The sequence below is a fragment of the Modicisalibacter muralis genome, from assembly GCF_900102945.1.
Taxonomy (GTDB): domain Bacteria; phylum Pseudomonadota; class Gammaproteobacteria; order Pseudomonadales; family Halomonadaceae; genus Modicisalibacter; species Modicisalibacter muralis.
Genome location: NZ_FNGI01000011.1, coordinates 29,749 through 53,734 on the forward strand (window position 1 = coordinate 29,749; position 23,986 = coordinate 53,734).

The 23,986-nt window shown below is 63.1% G+C and carries 23 protein-coding genes; 7 read left to right on the forward strand and 16 right to left on the reverse strand.

Going from position 1 to position 23,986, the window contains the following annotated elements:
• Positions 1-126: 126 nt before the first annotated feature.
• Both rsmD and BLR92_RS16175 read left to right on the forward strand, forming a co-directional pair.
• Positions 127-750, forward strand: a complete 624-nt coding sequence (gene rsmD, locus BLR92_RS16170; protein ID WP_089730321.1) for a 16S rRNA (guanine(966)-N(2))-methyltransferase RsmD — start codon at positions 127-129, stop codon at positions 748-750.
• Positions 751-829: 79 nt separating this feature from the next.
• Positions 830-1,030 (forward strand): cell division protein ZapB, encoded by a 201-nt coding sequence (locus tag BLR92_RS16175; RefSeq protein WP_089730322.1) that lies wholly within the window; start codon positions 830-832, stop codon positions 1,028-1,030.
• 53 nt (positions 1,031-1,083) lie between these two features.
• On the opposite strand, the gene rimI is transcribed toward BLR92_RS16175, so the two are convergent.
• The 7 genes from rimI to prfB form a co-directional block, all read right to left on the reverse strand.
• A complete protein-coding gene (gene rimI / locus BLR92_RS16180) occupies positions 1,084-1,551 on the reverse strand; it encodes a ribosomal protein S18-alanine N-acetyltransferase (protein WP_089730323.1) in 468 nt (155 codons plus the stop codon).
• Positions 1,535-2,425 (reverse strand): hypothetical protein, encoded by an 891-nt coding sequence (locus tag BLR92_RS16185; RefSeq protein WP_089730324.1) that lies wholly within the window; start codon positions 2,423-2,425, stop codon positions 1,535-1,537. Before BLR92_RS16185 ends, rimI begins: the two co-directional genes overlap by 17 nt.
• A gap of 1 nt (position 2,426) precedes the next feature.
• Complete coding sequence (locus tag BLR92_RS16190) at positions 2,427-2,735, reverse strand: BolA family protein (RefSeq protein WP_089730427.1); 309 nt, start codon at positions 2,733-2,735, stop codon at positions 2,427-2,429.
• 39 nt (positions 2,736-2,774) lie between these two features.
• Positions 2,775-4,193, reverse strand: coding sequence for an MFS transporter (locus BLR92_RS16195; RefSeq protein WP_089730325.1), 1,419 nt, complete (start codon positions 4,191-4,193; stop codon positions 2,775-2,777).
• 196 nt (positions 4,194-4,389) lie between these two features.
• Entirely contained in the window at positions 4,390-4,776 is a 387-nt protein-coding gene (locus BLR92_RS16200) for a hypothetical protein (protein ID WP_089730326.1), read from the reverse strand.
• Between the two features lie 119 nt (positions 4,777-4,895).
• A complete protein-coding gene (gene lysS / locus BLR92_RS16205; protein ID WP_089730327.1) occupies positions 4,896-6,404 on the reverse strand; it encodes a lysine--tRNA ligase in 1,509 nt (502 codons plus the stop codon).
• Between the two features lie 170 nt (positions 6,405-6,574).
• Positions 6,575-7,673 (reverse strand): peptide chain release factor 2 gene (gene prfB / locus BLR92_RS16210; RefSeq protein WP_139171614.1). Its coding sequence is split into 2 segments (ribosomal slippage): positions 6,575-7,597 and positions 7,599-7,673, totalling 1,098 coding nucleotides; the frame shifts between segments, so codons are not numbered across the junction.
• A gap of 273 nt (positions 7,674-7,946) precedes the next feature.
• Between prfB and BLR92_RS16215 the strand changes: the two genes are divergently transcribed.
• Genes BLR92_RS16215 through BLR92_RS16230 form a run of 4 tightly spaced genes read left to right on the forward strand, consistent with a single transcriptional unit; the run spans position 7,947 to position 13,038 of the window.
• On the forward strand, positions 7,947-9,530 hold the full coding sequence (locus BLR92_RS16215) for a peptide ABC transporter substrate-binding protein (RefSeq protein ID WP_089730328.1): 1,584 nt from the start codon (positions 7,947-7,949) through the stop codon (positions 9,528-9,530).
• Between the two features lie 11 nt (positions 9,531-9,541).
• Positions 9,542-10,468, forward strand: coding sequence for an oligopeptide ABC transporter permease OppB (oppB, locus tag BLR92_RS16220; protein WP_089730329.1), 927 nt, complete (start codon positions 9,542-9,544; stop codon positions 10,466-10,468).
• A 5-nt stretch (positions 10,469-10,473) separates the two neighbouring features.
• Complete coding sequence (locus tag BLR92_RS16225) at positions 10,474-11,415, forward strand: ABC transporter permease (protein WP_089730330.1); 942 nt, start codon at positions 10,474-10,476, stop codon at positions 11,413-11,415.
• Between the two features lie 24 nt (positions 11,416-11,439).
• Entirely contained in the window at positions 11,440-13,038 is a 1,599-nt protein-coding gene (locus BLR92_RS16230; protein ID WP_089730331.1) for an ABC transporter ATP-binding protein, read from the forward strand.
• 71 nt (positions 13,039-13,109) lie between these two features.
• On the opposite strand, the gene BLR92_RS16235 is transcribed toward BLR92_RS16230, so the two are convergent.
• Positions 13,110-14,444 (reverse strand): OmpP1/FadL family transporter, encoded by a 1,335-nt coding sequence (locus BLR92_RS16235; protein WP_089730332.1) that lies wholly within the window; start codon positions 14,442-14,444, stop codon positions 13,110-13,112.
• Positions 14,445-14,811: 367 nt separating this feature from the next.
• Between BLR92_RS16235 and BLR92_RS16240 the strand changes: the two genes are divergently transcribed.
• On the forward strand, positions 14,812-15,231 hold the full coding sequence (locus BLR92_RS16240) for a VOC family protein (protein WP_089730333.1): 420 nt from the start codon (positions 14,812-14,814) through the stop codon (positions 15,229-15,231).
• Between the two features lie 105 nt (positions 15,232-15,336).
• Here the strand turns inward: BLR92_RS16240 and recJ are convergent, their stop codons facing one another.
• The 8 genes from recJ to trmD form a co-directional block, all read right to left on the reverse strand.
• Complete coding sequence (gene recJ / locus BLR92_RS16245) at positions 15,337-17,103, reverse strand: single-stranded-DNA-specific exonuclease RecJ (RefSeq protein ID WP_089730428.1); 1,767 nt, start codon at positions 17,101-17,103, stop codon at positions 15,337-15,339.
• A gap of 75 nt (positions 17,104-17,178) precedes the next feature.
• Entirely contained in the window at positions 17,179-17,796 is a 618-nt protein-coding gene (locus tag BLR92_RS16250; RefSeq protein WP_089730334.1) for a glutathione S-transferase family protein, read from the reverse strand.
• A 51-nt stretch (positions 17,797-17,847) separates the two neighbouring features.
• Positions 17,848-19,236, reverse strand: coding sequence for a threonine synthase (thrC, locus tag BLR92_RS16255; RefSeq protein WP_089730335.1), 1,389 nt, complete (start codon positions 19,234-19,236; stop codon positions 17,848-17,850).
• Between the two features lie 233 nt (positions 19,237-19,469).
• Complete coding sequence (locus BLR92_RS16260) at positions 19,470-20,786, reverse strand: homoserine dehydrogenase (protein WP_089730336.1); 1,317 nt, start codon at positions 20,784-20,786, stop codon at positions 19,470-19,472.
• A gap of 96 nt (positions 20,787-20,882) precedes the next feature.
• Positions 20,883-21,629, reverse strand: coding sequence for a DsbC family protein (locus tag BLR92_RS16265; RefSeq protein ID WP_245704240.1), 747 nt, complete (start codon positions 21,627-21,629; stop codon positions 20,883-20,885).
• Between the two features lie 2 nt (positions 21,630-21,631).
• Positions 21,632-22,531 carry a site-specific tyrosine recombinase XerD gene (gene xerD, locus BLR92_RS16270; protein ID WP_089730337.1) on the reverse strand — a complete coding sequence of 300 codons (900 nt, stop codon included), beginning with the start codon at positions 22,529-22,531 and terminating at the stop codon, positions 21,632-21,634.
• A gap of 116 nt (positions 22,532-22,647) precedes the next feature.
• Positions 22,648-23,004, reverse strand: coding sequence for a 50S ribosomal protein L19 (gene rplS / locus BLR92_RS16275; protein WP_089730338.1), 357 nt, complete (start codon positions 23,002-23,004; stop codon positions 22,648-22,650).
• A 174-nt stretch (positions 23,005-23,178) separates the two neighbouring features.
• Positions 23,179-23,985 carry a tRNA (guanosine(37)-N1)-methyltransferase TrmD gene (gene trmD, locus BLR92_RS16280; RefSeq protein ID WP_089730430.1) on the reverse strand — a complete coding sequence of 269 codons (807 nt, stop codon included), beginning with the start codon at positions 23,983-23,985 and terminating at the stop codon, positions 23,179-23,181.
• Position 23,986: the final 1 nt, after the last annotated feature.

Here is a 23,986-nt window from a genome sequence, read left to right on the forward strand (position 1 = left end):
GGCTGAAGATAAAGACGCTGAACGAAAAGGCGTCGGGCGAGTGCGGACGGTTTTCGTGTACGTCTCGGCTCATCCTATCACTGTGCGCTACCACTGTGGATAAGGCGCGCGTACAATCCGTCGATCATGAATCGTCGTCGCTCTTCACCCTCACGCCGTAGCGCTGCCCCCACTGGCAAGGGCAGTGGCAAGCTGCGCATCATCGGCGGTGAGTTTCGCCGCCGCCAATTGGCGGTGCCCGATAGCCCCGGCCTGCGCCCGACACCCGACCGGGTGCGCGAAACCCTGTTCAACTGGCTGGCCTTCGAGCTCGCCGGGTGCCGGGTGCTCGACCTTTTTGCCGGTACCGGCGCGCTGGGATTCGAAGCGCTGTCACGCGGCGCGGCGCATGCCCACTTCGTCGAGGCCAACCCCGCCGTCGCCCGCGCCATCGACACCAACCTGGCCACCCTCGGCGCGACCGGCCAGGTCACCGTGCGAGACGCCAGCGGCTTTCTAAGCGGCGCGGCGGCGCCTTTCGACATCGTGTTTCTCGACCCACCGTTTCGCCAGGGACTCGCCGCACCGGCCTGCGAACTGCTGGAGAATCGGGGCTGGCTCGCTGACGAGGCCAGGGTGTATGTCGAGACCGAAGCCGAGCTGGTGCCCAAAGTGCCAACGAACTGGTCGCTGTATCGCGAAGTACGCGCCGGGGATAGTCACGGGCGCCTTTATCGTCGCATCGCGTCGCCGCCCGGCGACGCTTGCTGAGCTTTTGGCCACGGCGTACGCTGGCGACTGCCAAGCAACCACGCCATGCCACACGGACAGCCATTATCAGGAGAACAGCATGAGCATCGAACTCTTCAATCAGCTCGAACAGAAGGTGACCAACGCGGTCGAGTCACTCGAAATTCTCAAGATGGAAGCCGACGAGCTTCGCGAGGAAAACGCGCGCCTCAAGCAGGAACATCAGGAATGGGAGCGTCGCTTGAGTGCGCTGCTGGACAAGTTCCGCGAGTTGGAAGGCAGCGAGACCAGTATTTCCTGAATTAGCGCCTTTTCGATCACGCCGGCAGGGCCAGATCGGGTGGTTGCCGGCGTTCAGCCTTGCGTTAGTGCCAATGTCTTCGACATCAGCAGGGCATCCTCGCCGCGACCATCGGCGCCACGATAATAGCCGCGCCGGCGACCATCGAGTGTAAATCCCACCTGTTCGTAGAGTGCCCGCGCTGCCTGGTTGGATTCGCGTACTTCGAGCAGCAGGCGCTCGCTGCGCCAATCGCGCGCCTCGTCGCATAACCGCCGCAGCAGCGCCCTGGCGATGCCCCGCCGCCGCGCTTGCGGCGCCACGCCGATGGCCTGCAATTCGGCCTCGAACGGCAGCCGATAGAGCAGCGCATAGCCGAGCAGTTCCTCTCCTTCGCAGCCCCCCCACAAGCTGGCCCGTTGACCCTTGAAGGCTTCGTCGAACTGGGTCGACGACCAGGAAGAGTGCGGTTGGGCGGCGGCTTCAAGTGCCACGACTTCGGCTAGCCGTTCGTGCGACAAGCGTTTAAGCCGCAGGGTCATCGTCGTCGCCCTCACCATCCTCCGTACGGTGCCAGGCATCCCGCCAGCCATGCAGGTGCGGCCAGAGTTCGCGCTTGGCGGTGGCGGATTGCGACAGCTCCTGCAACGACGGCCCCTGCCAGCCGGGAATGCCCAGTAACCGGCAGTGGCCGTTGTCCAGTTCGAGTATCGGTGCCAGCGTTTCATCCTCGCCGAATACCAGCAGCCGCTCGGGGCGCCAGCCACGCTGTCTGCGTCCTTCGACGAAGGCGCGCAGGCCGTCGCGGGCCTCGTCCAGCGGCGCCTCGACGGGCTGACCTTCCATCATCGGCCAGCGGAATACCTGGAAGGCTGGCGCGTCGCCGGGCACGATACGCGCCGCTTGCAGCAGATTGCCCAATAGCCGCAGCGCCCCGGTGTCGGGTTCGCGATGATCGGGCAGTAGAATCAACCAGCGCCCATCCAGCGCGGCGATCTGCAGCGTGAAACGCAGCGATACCGCTGCCGTTTTTTCAGCAGGCAGGGCGGCAGACGCCTGGGAGGCGAGCGCCTGCTCCGCCGTGGGTGTCGAATCGGCAACGCCCTCGCTGTCGGGTTCGCCCGCGATGCCTTCGGCGGCGAGCAGTGCCCGTGCCCGTGCCCGTCCGGCCTGGCTCGCCCCGTGTCTTGCCGACGGCAAGCTCCTGTCTGACGGTTCTCGAGCCGACGTGGAGGCCGGCTCGGCATCGTCGAGCAACGCATGCAGGCGCTGGGCCGGCGGCTGCGCGGGCACGCTTTCGGGTACGAGCCATTCGCACGCTTGGGTAGGCGCCGCATTGGGCAATCGATAACGACTGACCCAGGCGGTAAAACCCATCGCCTCGAGATACTGCGAACGCTGCGGCTCGGTGGTCATTTCAGCGCCCGCCACCCAGACAATTGGGCGAATCGGGGCGCGCATTGCCGCGCGCGACCCATTCATCCGGCGTGTATAGATGCAGCGCCAGCGCGTGAACCGGCCCCGACAGCTCCTCGGCAAGCGCCGCGTAGATCTGTTGATGGCGCTTGACCGGCATTAATCCCTCGAACCGCGAGGACACCAGCGTCACCTTGAAATGGGTTTCGGAATTGGCCGGTACGCTGTGCATATGGCTCTCGTTCTCCACCGTCAGGTAGCTGGAGTCGAGGGCTCGTAGCTTCTCTTCGATGCGTGCCTGGACGCTCATGATCATCGGCCTCCTATGGCAAAAGTCCATTGTAACGCGTCACCGGGAACCCGGCGATGGGCGTTCGAATGGCTCGTCGCGAACCGGCGCCGAGGTCATGGGGATGCGCCAAACGCTAGCCAGCAGTGCCAGCGCGACCGCCGCGCAGCCTAGCCATAATGCCGCCTGTACGTTCGCTGCCGGCCACGCCAGCACCACCCCGACCAACGCCACCCCCAGCGATTGGCCGAAGGTGCGCACCGTCGACATGACACCCGAGGCATTGGCGCTGAGCGCGCGCGGCACGCTGGAGAGCAATTCGCGGTTATTGGGTGACTGGTACAGGCCAAAGCCCAGCCCACATAGCGCCGTGCGCCAGAGAATATCGACGACGGCGGCATCGCTTCTCAGCATGGCCAGCAGCGCCAGCCCAACCAGCAGCAGGGCCAACCCCAACGACGCCAGTAGCGTGGCGTTATAGCGATCGGCGAGACGCCCCGCCAGCGGCCCGATAAGCATGATCGCCAATGGCCAGGGCGTGAACAGCCAGGCGGTCTCGAGTGGCGAATAGCTCATCTGGCTCTGATAGAGAAACGACAGACAGACGAACGCCAACCCCTGGGCGATAAAGGCCAGGTTCGAGACTAACGCCGCCAGCGAGAAGCGCGGCTCGGCGAATATCGACAACGGCAGCAGTGGATACTCGGCGCGCCGCTGACGCTGCACGAAGGCCCAGCCGCAAGCGCCGCCAAGCGCAAACAGGCCGACGGTCTGCCTGGCACTCGCGGCATGGCCCAGGCCATCCATCGCCATCACCAACGCGCCAAGCGTGATCGCCGACAGCAACGCGCCCCACACGTCGAAGCCGCGAGAGCGGTGTGTTTCCCTGGGCAACGTACGCCACGCCAGCAGCAACACGACACAACCCACCGGCACGTTGAGCGCGAACAGCCAGGGCCAATCGGCCACCGTCAGCAGCATGCCACCCAGCGAAGGACCGGACGCATAGCCCAACGCCACGACCATGGCGCTGATGCCGAGCGCGCTACCCAGCAGTCGCGAGGGAAAGATCGAGCGATACAGCGATGGCCCGATGCTCAGCATCGCCGCGGCACCCAGCCCTTGCAGGGCCCGCCATATCAGCAGTGGCTCCAGCTCGCGAGCCAGGGCACAGCCCAGCGAGGCCAGGGTGAACACCACCAGCCCGCCGATGTACAGGAGGCGACGCGTCACCAGTTCGCTCAACGCGGCGAAAGCGATCAGGCTGACCGCGCCCACCAGTTGATAGAGATTGACGATCCATACCGCCCGCGACGGTTCGACATCGAGATCGCGAGCCAGGGTCGGCAAGGCGATATTGACCATGTTGGCATCGAGCACCGCCATCAGGGTGCCGAGAATCAGCACCCACACGGCGATGCGACGCTGCGGGCCCGGCAGGCCATCGTCGCCGGGGCGCGTTTCGAAGAGTCGGCTCATGGCATAAGAAAACCCGGCAAGGCCGGGCGAAATCAGGAAACTGGGGTGATCCCGCTTGGTAGCAGAACCCTTAAAACTGAGCGAGCGAAGGTCAGGCCAGGCAAAAATCGGCGGAAGAAGCGGAGTTTACATAGAGTAAATGAGCATTTTTTCGCCGGTTTTTAACGCCGCATGGCCGAGCGCAGCCAATTTTACGCTAATCTTCATCGGTTTCGAGGAGCAATGCATCGTCGATCTCGGCGATTTCCAGCGGTGTCTCGTCGTCGAGATCGACCGCCAGATAACTATGCTCGACGATCAAGAAACGCTGAAAAAGTCCCCAGTCGAGGGTTTCGGGCCACTGTCGCTCGTCTTCTTCCCAGGCGCGCAGTTCACTCTCGAGGATTTCCATGTAGCGTTCGCGAACGAGGGTAGCGAGCGCCTCGGGGGTGTCCATCTCGGGAATCAGGTAGACGGTGCTTTCGCGATCGACGTCGTCGAGCGTCAGGTCGTCGTCGCCGACCGTGGGTTCCAGCGAGTTGATCCAGTCGACGAACGTCTGGGTCGGCTTGACGCTCAGCGCGGAACGGTTGAGCAGTTTCATCTGGATTCTCCTCGACATACGGGCCTCGACATCGAACGCCGATCATTATGGGCGCAAGCCGCCCCGCTTACCAACTATTCTCTCGGGTCGATCCGAAGACCTGGCGAGCGCAGCAGCTTTCAGTCAACCTCGGGTCGCATAGCCGGGAATAGCAATACATCACGAATCGACGGGCTGTCGGTGAACAGCATCACCAGCCGGTCGATGCCGATACCCTCGCCCGCGGTCGGCGGCAGGCCATATTCCAGCGCGCGCACGTAGTCCGCATCGTAATACATCGCCTCGAGATCGCCGGCGTCCTTCTCGGCGACCTGGGCGGCGAAGCGTTCGGCCTGGTCCTCGGCGTCGTTGAGCTCCGAGAATCCGTTGGCGATCTCGCGACCGCCGACGAAGAACTCGAAGCGGTCGGTAACGAAGGGATTGGCGTCGTTACGCCGCGCCAGCGGGCTAACCTCGGCTGGGTATTCGACGATAAAGGTCGGCTGGTCGAGGCGGTGCTCGGCGACTTCCTCGAATATCTCGGTCTGCAACTTGCCCAGACCCCAGCCCTTCTTGACCGCGATGCCCAGGCGCCCGGCGGTGGCTTGCGCGGCTTCCAGGGTATCGATATCGCCCGCATCGATACCGTCGCCGTATTCGAGAATCGCCTGGCGCAACGTCAGGCGGCGGAACGGTTGGCCGAGATCGTACTCGGTGCCTTGGTAGGTCAGCGTAGTGGTGCCCAGCACCTCGCGGGCGGCGCCCCTGATCATCTCCTCGGTGAGATCGAGCAGGTCGTGATAATCGGCGTAGGCCCAGTAGAACTCGAGCATGGTGAACTCGGGGTTGTGACGTGTCGACAGCCCCTCGTTGCGAAAATTACGATTGATCTCGAACACCCGCTCGAAGCCGCCCACCACCAGCCGCTTGAGATACAGCTCCGGGGCGATGCGCAGGTACATATCGATATCCAGCGCGTTGTGATGGGTGATGAACGGGCGCGCCACCGCGCCGCCGGGAATCTGCTGGAGCATCGGCGTTTCGACCTCCATGAAACCGCGTGCCTCGAAGAAGCGGCGAATCGAGGCGATCACCCCGGCACGCACCTCGAAGGCACGCCGCGAGTCCGGGTTCATGATCAGATCGACATAGCGCTGACGATAGCGCGCCTCGGTATCGGTCAGGCCATGGAACTTGTCGGGCAACGGGCGCAGGCTCTTGGTCAGCAGCGTGGCCTCGGCCATCATCACGTACAGATCGCCCTTGCCGGACTTATGCACCGGGCCGCGTGCGGCGACGATGTCGCCGATATCCCAGCTCTTGATGTCGTCGAGTAGCGCCTCGGTCAGGCCTTTCTTGTCGACGTAGAGCTGGATCTGGCCGGAGACGTCCTGAATCACCAGAAACGGCCCGCGCTTGCGCATGATGCGCCCGGCGACCGCCGCCTGGCGATTGCGGCTTTCCAGCTCGGCCTTGTCGAGCTCGCCCAGCTCGGCCTGCAACTCGGCCGCCAGGCTGTCACGGCGGAAATCGTTGGGAAAGGCGCTGCCACCCTGCGCGGCGGCAAGCTCGCGGCGCGCGGCCAGCTTGGCGCGACGCTCCGCGATCAGGTGGTTTTCGTCATGCTGAGAAGAGTCCTGGTTCGCCATTGCTCTGCCTATAAAATCGCTGATTCGGAAAAGTCTTTTGCACCCATCTCGCGGGGCCGTCGCGAGCGATGCCGAGACAAGGCGAACCTCAGCGAATAAGCGCAGTTGGCTCGAGGCCAATGAGCACTATAAGCTGAGGTTCAACGCCGTATCGGCGAGCGCAGCAGGCCCTATAATCCCTGTTTTAAGCTGGCGACGATGAAGGCATCCAGGTCGCCGTCAAGCACCTTATCGCAGTTGCTGGATTGCACGCCGGTACGCAGATCCTTGATACGCTGATCGTCGAGCACGTAGGAGCGAATCTGGCTGCCCCAGCCGATATCAGCCTTGGCGTCCTCGGCCTGCTGCTTTTCAGCGTTGCGCTTCTGCATCTCATGCTCGTAGAGACGCGCCTTGAGCATCTTCATCGCCTGATCGCGGTTGGCATGCTGACTGCGCTGATTCTGGCACGACACCACGATACCGGTCGGCTCGTGGGTGATGCGCACCGCCGAGTCGGTGGTGTTGACGTGCTGGCCGCCGGCGCCACTCGAGCGATAGGTGTCGGTGCGCAGGTCGGAAGGATTGATCTCGACTTCGAAGCTGTCGTCGATTTCAGGCGACAGGAACACCGAGGCGAACGAAGTATGCCGACGCCCGCCGGAGTCGAACGGACTCTTGCGCACCAGGCGATGCACGCCGGTCTCGGTACGCAGCCAACCGAAGGCATAGTCGCCCTGGACGTGAATCGTCGCCGACTTGATGCCGGCGACCTCGCCCGCCGAGAGTTCGACGATCTCGGCCTTGAAGCCGTGATGCTCGGCCCAGCGCAGATACATGCGCAGCAGCATGTTGCCCCAGTCCTGCGCCTCGGTGCCGCCGGAACCCGCCTGAATGTCGAGATAGGCGTTGTTCTCGTCCATCTCGCCGGAAAACATGCGCCGGAACTCGAGCTTTTCCAGCGCCTGTTCGAGTTGCGCGAGTTCCTTCTGGACCTCGCCGACGGTGGCTTCGTCGTCTTCCATCACCGCCAGTTCGAGCAGGTCGGCGCTGTCGACGAGGCCCCGATCAAGCTCGTCGATGGTCGCCACCACCAGTTCCAGCGCCGCGCGCTCCTTGCCCAGCTTCTGGGCGTAGTCCGGATCACTCCAGATATCGGGATTCTCGAGCTCGCGGGTGACTTCCTCTAGCCGGTCTTTCTTCTCGGCATAGTCAAAGATACCCCCTCAGAACGTCTGTCCGTTCGGACAGGTCCTTGATGAGGTTATTGATCGGGTTGATCTCTTGCATGGTCGTCCTGTTGGGATCCTGCATGAAGCGTTGGGGCTCCGTCGCAAACCAGCGGCGGATCGAGGATTGAGCATTGTAGCTAAACGCCGGGGTAGCGTCATCCTGGCGCCAATCTCGCAAGCGGGTTATGCGTTATTCGCAATCGAGTATGCAAAATTCAAAATAGACATCGCCACGGCAGGGAGTGAAGGTCGTGACAGAGTTGGCGTTCGCAGGCTAATAGACGAGCCTGGAGCGCATTTTGTGAAAACAACAAACACAAGGACACAACCCATGCTGAAAATCCGCCGCTCCCTCCTCGGCGCGCTAGCGCTGTCCACCTCTCTGTTTGCTGCGCCGCTTTATGCAGAGACGCTGAACATCGGCGTGGCCGGTGAGCTCGCCTCGTTCGACACTTCGCAGGTTTCCGGCGGCGTCTGGGAATCCCAGGTGCTGATGGACGTCTACGAAGGGCTGGTCAAGAAAGCGCCGGATGGTGAGATCCTGCCCGGCATGGCGACTTCCTGGGAAGTCTCCGACGATGGCAAGACCTACACCTTCCACATGCGCGAAGACGCCAAGTGGTCGGATGGTCACCCGGTCACCGCCGAGGATTTCGTATTCGGCTGGCAGCACCTGCTCGACCCCGAGAACGCCTCGAAGTACGCCTACATGCTGTATCCGGTGGTCAACGCCGAAGCCGTCAACACCGGCAAGAAGCCGCTCGACGCACTCGGCGTCAAGTCCCTCGACGGCGGCAAGACCTTCCAGGTCACGCTCAATTCGCCGACACCCTATTTCATCCAGCTGCTGACTCACTACACGGCCTACCCGGCACCCAAGCATGCCGTCGAGAAGTACGGCGACGCCTGGGTGAACATGAACAACATCGTCACCAACGGCGCCTTCACGCCGGTCGAGTGGATTTCCCAGTCGCGCATTACCGTGACCCGCAACCCCGAGTATTACGATGCCGACAAGGTCGCTCTCGACAAGGTCAACTACTTCACCATCGAGGATCGCAACGCCGGCGTCTCGCGCTTCCGCGCCGGTGAAATCGACATCCTGCGCGAATACTCATCGAGCATGTATGGCTGGCTGAAGGATAACCTGCCCGAGGCCACGCACATGAGCCCGTATCTCGGCTCCTACTACTACGTGCTGAACAGCCGCGAGGGCCGCCCCACCGCCGACAAGCGCGTGCGCAAGGCGCTCAACCTGGCAGTGCGCCGCAAGGTGATCTCCGAGCAGATCATGGCCGGTACCTTCCTGCCGTCGCTGTCGTTCGTGCCCAAGGGCATCGCCAATTACGACGTCCAGAAAATGCAGCTGAGCGACGACATGGATGCGCGCATGGCAGAGGCCAAGAAGCTGCTCGCCGAAGCCGGCTATGGCCCCGACAACCCGCTGGAACTCACCCTGCGCTACAACACCACCGACGAGCACAAGAAGATCGCGATTGCCATCGCCGCCATGTGGCGTCCGCTCGGCGTGAAGGTCAACATGTTCAATTCGGAAGCCACGGTGCACTACCAGACCATTCAAGAGGGCAAGTTCGACGTCGCCCGCGCCGGCTGGATCGCCGACTACAACGACGCCGAAAACTTCCTGTCACTGCTGTATACCGGCGTCGGCAACAACTATGGCGGCTACTCCAACCCCGAGTTCGACAAGCTGCTCGACAAGGCCGCCGTCACCCAGGATGCCGAAAAGCGCGAGGCCCTGCTCGAAAAAGCCGAACAGCTCGCCATGGACGACTACGCGCTGATTCCGCTGCTCTATTACGTGGCCCGCAACCTGGTGGACCCCAGCATCGAGGGTTGGGAAGACAACGTCGAGGACGATCACCCCTCGCGCTGGATCAGCTTCACCGACTGAGGCCGTAAGGCATGCTGAATTACACCCTCAAGCGCCTGGCCATGGCCGTGCCGACGCTGCTGGTCATCATTACCCTGTCGTTCTTCCTGATGCGCATCGCGCCGGGCGGACCCTTCGATGGCGAGCGCGCCTTGTCGCCCGCCATCGAGGCCAACCTGCGCGCCGCCTATCATCTCGACGAGCCGCTGGTGATGCAGTACCTGCGTTACGTCGGCAACCTGCTCCAGGGCGATTTCGGGCCGTCCTTCAAGTACAAGGACTTCTCGGTCACCGAGCTGATCGCCCAAGGGTTTCCAGTCAGCCTCGAGCTGGGTTTCTGGGCGATCCTGCTGGCGCTGTTGATCGGCCTGCCACTCGGCATAATCGCTGCTCTGAAACGCAACTCGGCCATCGACTACGGTGTCATGGGCACGGCGCTGGCCGGCATCGCCGTACCCAACTTCGTGATCGCGCCACTGCTGGCGCTAACGTTCGGGGTGCTGCTCGCCTGGCTGCCGGCAGGCGGCTGGAACGGCGGCGCCTGGCAGAACATGGTGCTGCCGGTCATCGCCCTGTCGATCCAGCAGATCGCCTATCTGGCGCGCATGATGCGCGCCTCGATGATCGAGGTGCTGGGCAGCCACTTCATCCGTACCGCGCGGGCCAAGGGGCTTTCGGAAAGCAAGGTCATCCTGCGTCATGCGCTGCGCCCGGCGTTGTTGCCGGTGGTCTCGTACCTGGGCCCGGCGATCGCCGGGATCGTCACCGGCTCGGTGGTGATCGAGCAGATCTTCGGCCTGCCCGGCATCGGCCGTTATTTCGTCCAGGCCGCGCTCAATCGCGATTACACCCTGGTGATGGGCACGGTGGTGTTCTACGGCGGGCTGATCGTACTGCTCAACCTGGTGGTCGACCTCATCTATTCCGCGCTCGACCCACAAATCCGCTATGACGATTGAACGCCATGACCACTGAATCTTCTCCCTACAGCGGCGCAGATCGCTCGCCGGGGCTGCCGGCGGGCGGTCCCAACCCGCCAACGCAACCGGACCCTGCGGCCGGACAGAGCCTGGGGCGCGAAGCCTGGCGTCGGCTCAAGCAGAACAAGGCGGCAATGGTCAGCCTGTGGCTGCTGGGCGCGATCACGCTGGCCTGCCTCTTCGGCCCCTATCTGTTGCCCTGGGGGCTGGCGGAAGTCGATTGGAATGCCTTCAACAGCCCGCCGTCGCTGACCGATGGCCACTACCTGGGCACCGACGCCAACGGCCGCGACCTGCTCGTGCGCACGCTGTATGGTGGGCGAATCTCGCTGTCGGTGGCGTTGATCGCGACCCTGGTCAGCCTGGTGATCGGCGTGCTGTACGGCGCCATTTCCGGCTATATGGGCGGGCGCACCGACAATCTGATGATGCGCTTCGTCGATATCATGTACTCGCTGCCATTCATGTTTCTGGTGATTTTGATGATGGTGGTGTTCGGGCGCAGCATCCTGCTGATCTACGCCGCCATCGGCGCGGTGGAATGGCTCGACATGGCGCGCATCGTGCGCGGCCAGACCTTGGCCTTGAAGCGTCGCGAGTTCGTCGAAGCCGCCCATGCGCTGGGCGTCAGCGATCGCAAGATCATCACCCGGCACATGATTCCCAATGCCATCGGTCCGGTGATCGTCTATGTCACCCTCACCGTGCCCAAGGTGATCCTGCTCGAAAGCTTTCTGTCGTTTCTCGGCCTTGGCGTGCAGGAGCCGCTGACCAGTTGGGGCGTGCTGATCAACGCCGGCACCAACATGATGCAGACCGCGCCGTGGATGCTGCTGGTGCCGTCGGTGTTTCTCGCCCTGACGCTGTTCTGTCTCAATTTCCTGGGCGATGGGCTGCGTGACGCCCTGGACCCTAAAACTCGATGAACCGGACCATTGGAGCGACCAGGCATGGCTCATAAGCTGCTTGAAATCGATGACCTGTGTGTCGACTTTCAATTGCCGGATGGCGACGTCGCCGCGGTCAGCCACGTCAGCCTGACGCTAGCCAAAGGCGAGACCCTGGCGCTGGTCGGCGAATCCGGTTCCGGCAAATCGGTGACCAGCACCGCCATCCTACGCCTGTTGCCGGAGCTTGCGCGCACCCGTGGCGCGATCCGCTTCAATGGCGAGGACCTGCTCGGCGTGCCCAACCGGCGCATGCGCGAGCTGCGTGGCAACCGCATCGCCACGGTCTTCCAGGAGCCGATGACCTCGCTCAACCCGTTGCACCGCGTCGGCGATCAGATCAAGGAAGTGCTACGCCTGCATCGCGGCCTGCGCGGGCAAGCGGCCAGAACCAAGGTCATCGACCTGCTCGACCAGGTCGGCATCCCCGATCCGGCACGCCGCGCGACGAGCTACCCGCACGAGCTTTCCGGCGGCCAACGCCAGCGGGTGATGATCGCCATGGCGCTGGCCTGCGAGCCGGATCTGCTAATCGCCGACGAACCCACCACCGCGCTGGATGTCACCGTGCAGGCGCAGATTCTCGGCCTGCTCAGGGAGCTGCAACAGCGCTATGGCATGGCGATCCTGTTCATCACGCATGATTTGGGCATCGTGCGCCACTTCGCCGACCGGGTCTGTGTGATGCGCCGCGGCGAATTGCTCGAACAGGGCCCGACCGCCGAGGTGTTTGCCAACCCACACCACGACTACACGCGCATGCTGATCGACGCCGAGCCCAGCGGCAGCAAGGCACCGGTAGCCGAGAGCAGCCCGCTGTTGCTCGAGGCCCACGACGTGCGCGTGCTCTTCGCCATCAAGCGGCGCTGGTTCGGTCATAGCGATTATTTCGAGGCGGTGCGTGGCATCGACGTTCAGCTGAAACGCGGCCAGACGCTGGGCATCGTCGGCGAATCCGGCTCCGGCAAGTCGACCCTGGGCCGCGCGTTGCTGCGCCTGCTCGAGAGTCGTGGCGAAATCCGTTTCGACGACACCGACATCGCCCACCTTGAAGGCTCGGCGATGCGCCCGATGCGCAAGCGCATGCAGGTGGTCTTCCAGGACCCGTTCGGCTCGCTGTCGCCGCGCCTGACCGTTGGCGAGATCATCGGCGAAGGGCTGCGCGTGCATCACCCCGAGCTCAACCGCGCCGCGCGCGACCGGCGTGTGCAACAGGCGCTCAGTGAGGTCTCCCTCGACCCCGGCATGCGCAACCGCTACCCGCACGAATTCTCGGGCGGCCAGCGCCAGCGTATCGCCATCGCTCGCGCGCTGGTGCTGCAACCGGAGTTTTTATTGCTCGATGAACCCACCTCGGCGCTGGATCGCTCGGTCCAGGCCACGGTGATCGAGCTGTTGCGCGAGCTGCAGCGCAAGCATGACCTGACCTACCTGTTCATCAGTCACGATCTGGCCGTGGTACGCGCGCTGGCCGATAGCGTGCTGGTGATGAAGGAAGGCCAGGTCATCGAACACGGCGACACCCAGGCGCTGTTCGACAATCCGCGCGAGCCTTATACCCGTGAGTTGATGCGCGCGGCGTTTATGGGGGAAGCGGCCTAAGCGATATAGTGAAGCACTCCTAACTAAAAAACCCGGCCATAGCCGGGTTTCGGTACTTCTGAGCGCGAGCATCAGAAACGATAGCTTGTCGAGAGCGCGAACACATCGGCGGCGACTTCATAGCGTCCCGACAGGTTGCCCTTGGCTCTATTACCGGGATCGCTTGCATCCAGATCCATATCGACATCATCGGCGAAGACATGCAGATAGCCAGCGGTAATATCCCAATGCTCGGCCGGGGTAAACGTCGCGCCAATCGACGCCCAGCGGCGATCGGAATCGGGTACTCGTGGCGTACGATGGCTACTATCGGGAACCGGCGTCTCGTCATATCCGAGACCCGCACGCAGCAGCCAACGGTCGTTCAGCGCATAGTTGGCGCCCACCGAGAAGGCCCAGGTGTTGTTCCAGTTCTCGTGAGTCGTGCTGGACGTGCCATCATCGAACTCCACCACCAGTTCCTCGAACGAACTCCACTCGGTCCATTCGGCATTGGCCATCAGCGCAAGGCGATCGGTCAGTTGATGATAGACACCGAAGTTGAGGTTGGCCGGCGTGGTCAGATCGGCGCTACCGCCGCCATCGGATACTGCGCCCGCTGCCACCGCCCCCCGAGAAACAGGATCCGTACCGCTGTAATCCACCTCGCCATCCAGTGTCAGTTCAATCTCGGAGCGATAGCCGATACCCAGGCGGGTACGCTCGGTGGCCTGGAATAATGCGCCCAGCGTATAGCCATAACCCCAGTCATCGCCGGTCACCTCGGCAATCACATCATTTTTTCCGGGGGTAGCAAAAGGACTCCCTCCCATAGCCGCTAGGGTACCGAAGTCTGCGGCTTGCGATAACGTCGCATCGGCATATTCCGCGCGCAGACCTACTGCCAAGGATAACCGGTCGGTGGCGCGATAATTCAGCGTCGGCTGGATATCGATGGTTTTCAACTCAGTTTCGACGCCATGGTAGCGACCGATCCAGTCCTCGTCGTACTTGGTGGATAGCCCATACGGCGAGTAGATCGCCAGGCCCAGATCAAGCTTTTCATTGAGTTGCGTCTTGACCGCGAAGGACGGCACCCAAGCCGTTTCCCCTCCCTTGCCCGAAGCGTCCGTAGTGTATGTTATCGGACCATTACTCGCTTGGCCGTCCTTCAACTCGAAGCTCGCATCGATATAGGAAATGCTGCCGACGAACTGGGTGCCGTCGATATTGCCGATGGCCGCCGGGTTATAGACCATGAAACCGGCGTCCTCGGCCCCCGCCGCCGAACCGGCCCAGGCATTCGCCAGCGCTTTGGCACTCTGCTCACGGACTTGAAAACCCGAGGCAAGAACGGGCGCGGACAACACCGAGGCGGCAAGGCCGGCTGTGATGGCAAGACTGAGCTTGTTGATCTTGTTTTGCATGAGTTGTTTACATCCTGTTCCAAGGAATGATGCGGAAAGTGGTTGTCGGTTGCCTTGCTGGACAATCTTATTGTGCTTCTCATTGTTTTGGCTTAAGCGGTCAATCAAGTCAAGGACAAACGACCGTTTTAATTCTTTTGGCCGTTATCCATTAGTCGTAAGCGATATCCCACGCCTCGCCTTGAGCCGCAAAACTCCCGCAACACATTGATTCATAAAGGTGTTATTTCAAGCGATCGCTTCGCCACAAAAAGCTCGTTCAACGGGCGTCGCGTTACGCCAGGCACTAAAGATAGAAGAGGCTGGGCTGGCCAGACGTTGACCGGTTCGCCTAGGCTGAAGGAAAACCACCGATTAGGGGTATACCATGCCGACACTCAACGGCGTGCTGGAAACCGCGCTCTACGTGGAGGATATGACCCGCGCGCGGGCCTTCTTCGAGGAGGTGATGGAGCTCACGGCGTTCACCGCCGATCATCGCTTCACCGCTTACGACGTCGGTCGCAGCACGGTGCTGCTGCTGTTCGCGCGCGGCGAGACGCTGGAAACGGTCACCCTGCCTCGTGGCATGGGTACGATTCCGCCGCATGATGGCCAAGGCCCGGTGCATATGGCGCTGGCCATCGACGTCGATCAACTCACGGCGTGGGAGGCCCGCTTTAGCGAACATGGCGTCGAGATCGAGGGCCGTACTCACTGGCCCAAGGGCGGCGAGAGCCTGTATTTTCGCGATCCCGACGGGCACTTGCTGGAGTTGGCGACGCCCGGCGTGTGGCCGAATTATTGACGGAGGGGGAAGTACGACGCCGCGCGACTATCCCAAGCTAGAAGAGCGCCGCTACGCGGCTTGAAGAAAAAACAGGGATTAAGGATCATTCTTGGCTTCTAGCTTCTAGCTAAGCAGTTCTGCGTGCTCGATCATCAGTTGCAGCGACTCTCTCCCCTTCCAGCGGTTGCGCGACAGCTTATAGGCGCAACGCAGCCGGGCGCCCAGCCCGAAGGCCGGCGTCTCACCCGGTGTCAGGGCGCGAAACCAGATCGCTCGAATACTCATGCCGTCACTCGACAGTTCGAGCATCAGGTGACTGCCGTCGGCGCCCACCGCGCGCAAGTTCTCGACCACAAACTCGCCGTCGAACAGCGGCGCATCGAACTCGCGCCCATAGGGTGCCAGGCGTGCCAGTTCATCGAGGGTGGTCAGGCAGAGCTGCTGGGGTTTCAGGCCGCCGTCGGTGAATACGCAGGGATAGAGCTCGCACTCGCCGAGTTGTTCGGCTACCGCTTGGCGCAGCGCACGACGAAACGCCTCAAGCTGTTCGACCGGCAGCCCGATACCCGCCGCGCCACGATGCCCACCGAAGCGCGGCAGGGCCTGCGGGGCCAGGTCATGGGCGCGCTGCAACGCATCGCGCAGATGCAGGCTCTCGATCGAGCGCCCCGAGCCGGTCAGCATGCCGGGCGCCGCCGCCGGCGTGAGCACCAGCGCCGGGCGCCCGAAGGCCTGCACCAGCCGTGAGGCGACGATACCCTGCACGCCGGCGTGGCCATCCGCGAGATAGACCACGATGACCTGCTCGCCCTCGGCCAGGTCGCGCATCGCCAGTGCACGGGCGCTTTCGGTCATGTCGGCCTCGATGGCCTTGCGCGACTGGTTGTCCTGGTCGAGTACGTCCAGGTGCTGGCGCGCCGTGCCTTCGTCGGCCGCCAGCATGAAATGCAGCGCGGCGTAAGGGTCGTCGAGTCGCGAACGGGCATTGATGCGCGGGCCCATCTGGAAGGCCAGTGTTTCGGCGTCGAAAGGTACGCTATCGGCGCCCAGACGTTCGGCCATCGCTCGCCAGCAGGCGGCCTCCATGCGATTGATCAGCATCAACCCCTGGGTAACCACGGCGCGGTTGATCGCACTGCCGCCCAGCGATACGCAGTCCGCCACCGTGCCCAGCGCGACGTAGGAGAGCCACGCCGATAGCTTGGGGGTGGAAGACGATAGCACGCCGAGTTCGATCAGCACGCTACGCGTCAGCGACATGGTAAGCCAGGCGACCATGCAACCGGCGATGGTGCGATCGGGAAACTCGCAATCGCTGCGAGTCGGGTTGACCGTGGCGTAGGCCGAGGCCGGCGGGCCATCCAGCGGCAAGGCGTGATGGTCGGTGACGATCACCTCGATGCCGGCTTCGCGCAACCGAGCGATACGCGGTTCGTCCGATGAGCCGCAATCGGCGGTGATCACCAGGCTGGGGCGCGGCGAGAGCGCCAACGTGCGCTCGACCAGCGGCAGGCTGATGCCGTAACCATCGTTGATACGGTGGCCGATCAGGCTGTGCAGCTTGTGCGCCGGCACGCCGAACAGCTCGTTGAGGGTACGCAGGATGACCACGTGAGAGGTGATGCCATCGACGTCGTAGTCGGTAAGGATGCCGATATGCTCGCCTTCGGTCACCGCCAGGGCGATACGCTCGGCGGCGCGGCGCGCGTCCTTGAGCTTTTCGGGATGGGCGAGATGACGCAGGCTCGGCGCGACCAGCGGCTCCAATTCACCGTGATAGCCGGACAGCCGCCCCGCCAGTATGCGTGCCTGCAACTCGGAGAGCCCATCGGCAAGGCAGCGCTGGTAGAGCGCTTCATCGCGCTTGCGCGGCTGGATGCGACAGCGCATGAGTTCGCTCAGCGGGCGTTGGGCGACGGCGTTATCCAAGGGTCACTCCAGATGGGCATGAGGCCACTATGCCGCTCAAGTTAGTGGAATCATGACATGTTGACGATAAGCGGGCCGCTCCGCCAAGCGCCGATACCAGGCCTCGAGATTCGGCAGTTTCGGGTGTTCGATAGGCATCTCGAACCAGCCATAGGCATAGCAGCCCAACGGGATGTCACCCATGCCGAACTGGTCTCCGGAAAGATAGGGGCGATCGGCCAGTGCCTGGTCGACCCGGGGGAGCAGCGCGGAGCATTCCTCCAGCCCCTTGGCGATGGCGGCCTCGTCTCGCTGCCCGGCTGGTGTGCGCACCAGGTTCCAGAATACCGCCCGGAAGGGAGCCGCGAGCGTCGATGTCGTCCAATCCATCCACTTGTCCGCCGCCGCGCGCTGCGCGGGATCATCGGCATACAGCGTGCCCTGGCCATGCTTGGCGCACAGGTAGCGCACGATGGCGTTGGATTCCCACAGGATCAGGCCGTCATCCTCGATGCAGGGCACCAGGCCGTTGGGGTTCATGCGCCGGTAATCCGCCTCGTCGACCAGGCCGAACTTGCCACCCGCCTCGATCCGTTCGTAGTCGACACCCAGTTCCTCGGCGCACCACAGCACCTTCTTGACGTTGACCGAGTTCGTGCGTCCCCAGATCTTCATCGCTGTCCCTCCCTGTTCAGGCCACCGGATGGCGGCCTTGCCGCTCCCAATCTAGCGGCGATGTTCGGCGACGAACGCCTGCACGGCCGTGAGTTGCGCCGGCAGCACCGTATAACGCTCCTCGCGCTCGAGCAGGTCGTCCATGTGCGCCGGCAGCGGCACGCCGGGGAAACCGGCCTTGACCACGGCTTCGGCGAACTTGGCCGGGTGCGCGGTGGCCAGGGTGATCATCGGCGTCGCCTTGTCGCCACGGCACGCCTCGGCGGCACGATAGCCGGTGGCGGTGTGCGGGTCGAGCAGTTCCTTGGTGCGATGGTGCGCCTCGCGGATCACCTCGAGAATCGTCGCGTCATCGACACTGTGGCTGGCGAAGCGCTCGCGCAGCCTGGCCAGCGGCGCATCGGCGAGTGCCGTCGGCTCGTGCTGGAAGCGCTCGAGCAGGGCGCGTACGGCATCGCCGTCGCGCGCGTAGGCATCGAACAACAGGCGCTCGAAGTTCGACGACACGACGATATCCATCGACGGCGCCAGGGTCGCCGCGAGCTCGTGCTTGGAGAAGTCGTTGTCGGCGAGCGTGCGGTGCAGGATGTCGTTGGCGTTGGTGGCGATCACGAAGCGCTCGACCGGCAGGCCCATCTGGTAGGCCATGTAGCCGGCGAAGACGTTGCCGAAATTGGCCGACGGCACGCAGAAGCTGACCTTACGGTGCGGCGCGCCCAGCGCCACGCCGGCGGCCACGTAGTAGACGATCTGCGCCATGATGCGCGCCCAGTTGATCGAGTTGACCGCCACCAGGCGCGTGCCATCGAGGAAGGACTGGTCGGCGAAGCTGGCCTTGACCATCGCCTGGGCGTCATCGAAGTTGCCCTCGATGGCGATGTTGAACACGTTGTCGGCGAGTACCGAGGTCATCTGGCGGCGTTGCACCTCGGAGACCCGGTTGTGCGGGTGCAGGATGAAGATGTCGAGGTTGTCGCAGTGACGACAGCCTTCGATCGCCGCCGAGCCGGTATCGCCGGAGGTCGCGCCCATGATCACCGCGCGCTCGTCGCGCTTCTTCAGGAAATGATCGAGCAGCCGCCCGAGCAACTGCAGGGCGATGTCCTTGAAGGCCAGCGTCGGGCCGTGGAACAGCTCGAGCAGGTAGTGATTGGCATCGAGCTGATTGAGCGGCACCACGGCATCGTGGCTGAACGTGGCGTAGGCGTCGCGCACGATCTCGCGAAAGGTAGCGTCGTCGATCTCGCCACCCACGAACGGCTTCATCACCCGAAAGGCAATTTCGGCGTAGGACAGCCCGGCCATCGCGGCGAGATCGTCATGCGATAATTGCGGCACGCTCTCCGGCACGTAAAGCCCACCGTCGCTGGCCATGCCGGTCAGCACCACGTCTTCGAAATTCAGCGCGGGCGCCTGCCCGCGCGTACTGATATAGCGCACTGTTGCATCCTTTAATCGCTGCAAAGAAAGCTGACTGTCAGCGGCCTTGGCTCAGCTAGAAGCTAGAAGCTAGAAGCTAGAAGCTAGAAGCTAGAAGCTAGAAGCTAGAAGCTAGAAGCTAGAAGCTAGAAGCCAAGAATAATCCTTAACCCCTGCTTTTTCTTCCAGGCGCGTAGCGCCGTTCTTCCAGCTTCCAGCCGCGCAGCGGCGCTCTTACAGCTTTCAGCTGTGTGTTATTCGTTCTCGTCGAGCGATTCGACACGAATCCGCGTCACCGGCCCGGCAATATCGGCCAGCGACTCGAGCTGGCGGATCACCTCGTTCATGTTTTTCTCGCGAGTGCGATGGGTCATCAGGATGATCGGCACCAGTTCGCCCTCGGTGGCCTCCTTCTGCATGATCGCTTCGATCGAGATGCCCTGCTCGGAGAGAATCGTCGCTACCCGCGCCAGCACGCCGGGGCGATCCACCGCCAGCAGACGCAGATAATAAGCGGTGACGATGTCCTCCATGGGCAACATCGGCAGGCTGTCGTCGCCCTCGATGATGCCGCTGAAAGCCAGGTAGGGCACGCGATAGTGATGGTCGGTGCTGATGTCGCGAGCCACGTCGAGCAGGTCGGCAACCACCGCCGAGGCGGTCGGCTCGGCACCCGCGCCGGCGCCGTAGTAAAGCGTCGGGCCGACGGCGTCGCCCATCACCGCGATGGCGTTCTTGACGCCATGCACGCTGGCCAGCAAGCGCTCCTTGGGTATCAGCGTGGGATGCACGCGCAGCTCGAGCCCGGCCTCGGTGCGTTTGGAGATGCCCAGATGCTTGATGATGTAACCCAGATTGTCGGCGTGATCGACATCCTCGGCAGTGATCCGCGAGATGCCTTCGGTGTAGGCCTTGTCGAACTGCAACGGCACGCCATAGGCGATGGAGGCGAGAATCGTCAACTTGTGCGCGGCGTCGATGCCTTCGACATCGAAGGTCGGGTCGGCTTCGGCATAACCCAGCGCCTGAGCCTCGGCCAGCACGTCCTCGAAGGCACGCCCCTCGTCGCGCATATGCGTCAGGATATAGTTACCGGTGCCATTGATGATCCCAGCCAGCCATTGAATGCGATTGGCGCCGAGCCCCTCGCGCAGCGACTTGATGACCGGAATGCCACCGGCCACGGCGCCCTCGAAGGCGACGATCACGCCCTTGTCGTGAGCGGCCTGGAATATCTCGTTGCCATGCACGGCGATCAACGCCTTGTTGGCGGTGACCACATGCTTGCCATGCTCGATGGCGGTCAGCACCAGCTCACGCGCCACGTCGTAACCGCCGATCAACTCGACCAGCACGTCGACATCGGGATTCCTGGCGACGTCAAAGATATCCGTGGTGACATTGAAACCCGTGGTATCGCAGTCGGGATTCTCGCGGCGCGCGCCGATCTGCTCGATGACGATCGGTCGCCCGGCCCGCCGAGTAATCTCATCGGCATTGCGCGTCAGCACATTGAAGGTTCCACTGGCGACGGTCCCCAGACCACAGATTCCCACTCTCACCGGTTTCAACGTCGTGTTCTCCCTGCTGTCGTTCGATTCTCGGCGCCGATCGAAATCGATCGAACGCCAAACGTAGAAACCCCCGCACGGGGTGTCAACTCATGATCAACCTTGAATACCCAACATGGCGGCCAGTCGCTCGGCAGGTACATAGCCGGGCACCAGGCGCCCATCGGGCAGAATGATCGCCGGGGTGCCGCGCACGCCCAGCTCTCCCCCCAGATGATACTGCTCGACGACCGGATTGTCGCAGTCGGCGGGTGCATCGAGCGACTCGCCGCGCTTGGCCGCGCTCATCGCCTCGCTGGGATTGTCGGCGCACCACACCTGTTCCAGCAAACGCGCGCCCTGCGAATTCAGGCCGCTGCGCGGGAACGCCAGATACTTGACCTCAATGCCCATGTCGTTGAGTCGCGGCACCTCCTCATGCAGCTTGCGGCAGTATGGGCAGGTCGCATCGGTGAATACATGAATCACCGCCTTGGGCTCCTCCGCGCCGCGAAAGACCACGAATCGATCCTCGGGAATCTCGGCCAGACGCTCGGCGCGCTCGGCGTTACGCGACTGTTGAGTGAGGTTGACCAGCCCCTCGTCGCGATTGGCATACAGGTCGCCGACGATGAAATGCTCGCCCTCGGCATCGCTGTAGAAGGTCTCACCGCTTTCCAGGCGCACCTCGAAGAGCCCTTCGAGCGGTGTCTCGCTGACCGACGCCACCGGCATTGGCTCGCCATTGACCGCCAGGCGCTCGGCCAACTCCTCGGGCGCCGGGGCGGCCAGCGCCAGGGTGGCATTCATCGACAGGGTGGTGATCAGCACTGCGCACAGCGACGCTCTGGAAATTCGACTCATGTTCAGCCTCGTGGATGGTGTTCGCCATGCAGCGTTTCCAGGCGCGCCTGGGCCACATGGGTATAGATCTGCGTGGTCGATAAATCGCTATGACCCAGCAACAGCTGTACGACACGCAGATTGGCGCCATGATTCAACAGGTGCGTGGCGAAGGCATGGCGCAGCGTATGCGGCGACAATGGTTTGTCGATGCCGGCACACTGGGCGTGGCGTTTGATGCGATGCCAGAAGGTCTGGCGAGTCATGAAGCCATCGTTGCGCCCCGGAAACAATGGCGGGCGACGAATATCGCTCATCAGCGCGCCTCGCCCGGCGCGCAGATAGCGCTCTACCCAGAGCTGGGCCTCCTCGCCCATCGGCACCAGGCGCTCCTTGTCACCCTTGCCCAATACCCTCACCACGCCCTGGCGCAGATTGACGGTATCCAGGCGCAGCCCGATCAGCTCGGAAACCCGCAGGCCACAACCGTAGAGCACTTCGAGCATCGCCCGATCGCGCAGGCCCAATGGCGTTTCGACGTCGGGCGCGCCGAGCAAGCGCTCCACTTCCTCTTCGTCGAGCGTATCGGGCAGGTTGGCGCGGACCCTGGGCAGGCGGACCTCGCTCAGTGGATCGCCATCGATCAGGCGCTGCTCCAGCGCCCAGCGGTAGAAGCGCCGCAGGCTCGACAACAGGCGGGCATTGCTGCGCAGCGAGTGCGTCTCGCGTCGTGCTTCGAGCCAAGCCGTCAACGCCTCGCTACCGGGCGTCAGCAGGGCGCGCCTCTCCAGGCGCAGATGCCCCTGCCAGGCGTCCAGATCGTGGCGATACGCCGCCAGGGTATTCTCGCTGGCGCCCTGTTCCAACCAGAAGGCATCGAGGAAGGCTTCGATCAGGCGGTTGTCGTCATGCGTTTCGCTCATACACATTGCTCATGGTGCAGAAACGACGAAACCCCGTGCCGCACAGAATGCGGCGACGGGGTTTCGCGCGGCAGCAGCGGAGCAAGCCCGCCGTGTCACCAGGGTAAAGCGGCGACTTAGCCCAGCTTTTCCTTGATGCGCGCCGACTTGCCGCTGCGCTCGCGGAGATAGTACAGCTTGGCCTGGCGCACGTCACCGCGGCGCTTGACATCGATCGCGGCAACCTGCGGGCTGTAAGTCTGGAAGGTACGCTCGACGCCGACACCGTGAGAAATCTTGCGCACGGTGAAGGCGGAGTTCAGGCCGCGATTACGCTTGCCGATCACCACGCCTTCGAAAGCCTGCAGACGCTCGCGGGTACCCTCGACGACCTTGACCTGCACGACCACGGTGTCGCCGGGTGCAAATGCCGGAACGGCCTTTTCCATCTGCTCGGCTTCGAGCGCCTGGATCACCTTGTTCTTGCCACTCATGATGCAACTCCTTGACTGATATAGGCCACGCGGGCTCGCTTGTGTCTTTCAGGATCGTCATCCGACGATCCCCTGGAAGCAGCGCCCACCTGACATGTGATCCCGACGCTTGATCACGCGGGAACGACAGGATGGGTGACGCGCACGGCTTTCGATGACTCGTCGCCCGCCGAATTAACGATCGCTCTCGTTAGCTCCGACCGGCCCCTGGCCGCTGCGCTCCTCCGCCGGATTGGCGTATTCCTCGATGAACTCATCGAGCAGCTTGCGCCACTCGGCGTTCAACGTTCGGCTCTCCAACAACTCGGGGCGTCTGAGCCAGGTTCGCCCCAATGACTGCTTCAATCGCCAGCGTTTGATGGCGGCGTGGTTACCGCTAAGCAGGACTTCCGGCACCTGTCGCCCGTCGATCACCTCGGGGCGCGTATAGTGCGGGCAATCCAGCAAGCCATCGCTGAAGGAGTCTTCCTCGGCCGAGTCCTGATGCCCCAACACGCCGGGAACCAGTCTCGCCGCGGCATCGATCAGCACCATTGCCGGCAGCTCACCGCCGCTCAATACGTAATCGCCGATCGACCACTCCTCGTCGATGTCACTCTCCACGACGCGCTCGTCGATGCCCTCGTAGCGCCCCGCCACCACCACCAACGGGCCACTCGCGGCCAATTCGCGCACGCCTCGTTGATCCAGCGGCCGCCCCTGGGGCGACAGATAAACCACTTTCGGCGCGACGCCGAAGCGCTGCTGACCCTGTTCACGAGCGGCATGGATCGCCTGGCGCAGGGTCTCGACCTTCATCAGCATGCCGGGGCCACCGCCGTAAGGGCGATCGTCCACCGTGCGATGGCGGTCCGTGGCGTAATCCCGGGGATTCCAGAAATCGATTTCCAGCAATCCCTGCTTGACCGCTCGCCCGGTCACGCCGTGTCCGGTCAGCGCATCGAACATCTCCGGAAACAGGGAGACAACACCAATCCACACG

What these genes read in the sequence shown, in the direction of transcription:
- rsmD (WP_089730321.1), top strand. Translation starts at nt 127, where the DNA reads ATGAATCGTCGTCGCTCTTCACCCTCACGCCGTAGCGCTGCCCCCACT.
- BLR92_RS16175 (WP_089730322.1), top strand. Translation starts at nt 830, where the DNA reads ATGAGCATCGAACTCTTCAATCAGCTCGAACAGAAGGTGACCAACGCG.
- rimI (WP_089730323.1), bottom strand. Translation starts at nt 1,551, where the DNA reads ATGACCCTGCGGCTTAAACGCTTGTCGCACGAACGGCTAGCCGAAGTC.
- BLR92_RS16185 (WP_089730324.1), bottom strand. Translation starts at nt 2,425, where the DNA reads ATGACCACCGAGCCGCAGCGTTCGCAGTATCTCGAGGCGATGGGTTTT.
- BLR92_RS16190 (WP_089730427.1), bottom strand. Translation starts at nt 2,735, where the DNA reads ATGAGCGTCCAGGCACGCATCGAAGAGAAGCTACGAGCCCTCGACTCC.
- BLR92_RS16195 (WP_089730325.1), bottom strand. Translation starts at nt 4,193, where the DNA reads ATGAGCCGACTCTTCGAAACGCGCCCCGGCGACGATGGCCTGCCGGGC.
- BLR92_RS16200 (WP_089730326.1), bottom strand. Translation starts at nt 4,776, where the DNA reads ATGAAACTGCTCAACCGTTCCGCGCTGAGCGTCAAGCCGACCCAGACG.
- lysS (WP_089730327.1), bottom strand. Translation starts at nt 6,404, where the DNA reads ATGGCGAACCAGGACTCTTCTCAGCATGACGAAAACCACCTGATCGCG.
- BLR92_RS16215 (WP_089730328.1), top strand. Translation starts at nt 7,947, where the DNA reads ATGCTGAAAATCCGCCGCTCCCTCCTCGGCGCGCTAGCGCTGTCCACC.
- oppB (WP_089730329.1), top strand. Translation starts at nt 9,542, where the DNA reads ATGCTGAATTACACCCTCAAGCGCCTGGCCATGGCCGTGCCGACGCTG.
- BLR92_RS16225 (WP_089730330.1), top strand. Translation starts at nt 10,474, where the DNA reads ATGACCACTGAATCTTCTCCCTACAGCGGCGCAGATCGCTCGCCGGGG.
- BLR92_RS16230 (WP_089730331.1), top strand. Translation starts at nt 11,440, where the DNA reads ATGGCTCATAAGCTGCTTGAAATCGATGACCTGTGTGTCGACTTTCAA.
- BLR92_RS16235 (WP_089730332.1), bottom strand. Translation starts at nt 14,444, where the DNA reads ATGCAAAACAAGATCAACAAGCTCAGTCTTGCCATCACAGCCGGCCTT.
- BLR92_RS16240 (WP_089730333.1), top strand. Translation starts at nt 14,812, where the DNA reads ATGCCGACACTCAACGGCGTGCTGGAAACCGCGCTCTACGTGGAGGAT.
- recJ (WP_089730428.1), bottom strand. Translation starts at nt 17,103, where the DNA reads ATGCGCTGTCGCATCCAGCCGCGCAAGCGCGATGAAGCGCTCTACCAG.
- BLR92_RS16250 (WP_089730334.1), bottom strand. Translation starts at nt 17,796, where the DNA reads ATGAAGATCTGGGGACGCACGAACTCGGTCAACGTCAAGAAGGTGCTG.
- BLR92_RS16265 (WP_245704240.1), bottom strand. Translation starts at nt 21,629, where the DNA reads ATGAGTCGAATTTCCAGAGCGTCGCTGTGCGCAGTGCTGATCACCACC.
- xerD (WP_089730337.1), bottom strand. Translation starts at nt 22,531, where the DNA reads ATGAGCGAAACGCATGACGACAACCGCCTGATCGAAGCCTTCCTCGAT.
- rplS (WP_089730338.1), bottom strand. Translation starts at nt 23,004, where the DNA reads ATGAGTGGCAAGAACAAGGTGATCCAGGCGCTCGAAGCCGAGCAGATG.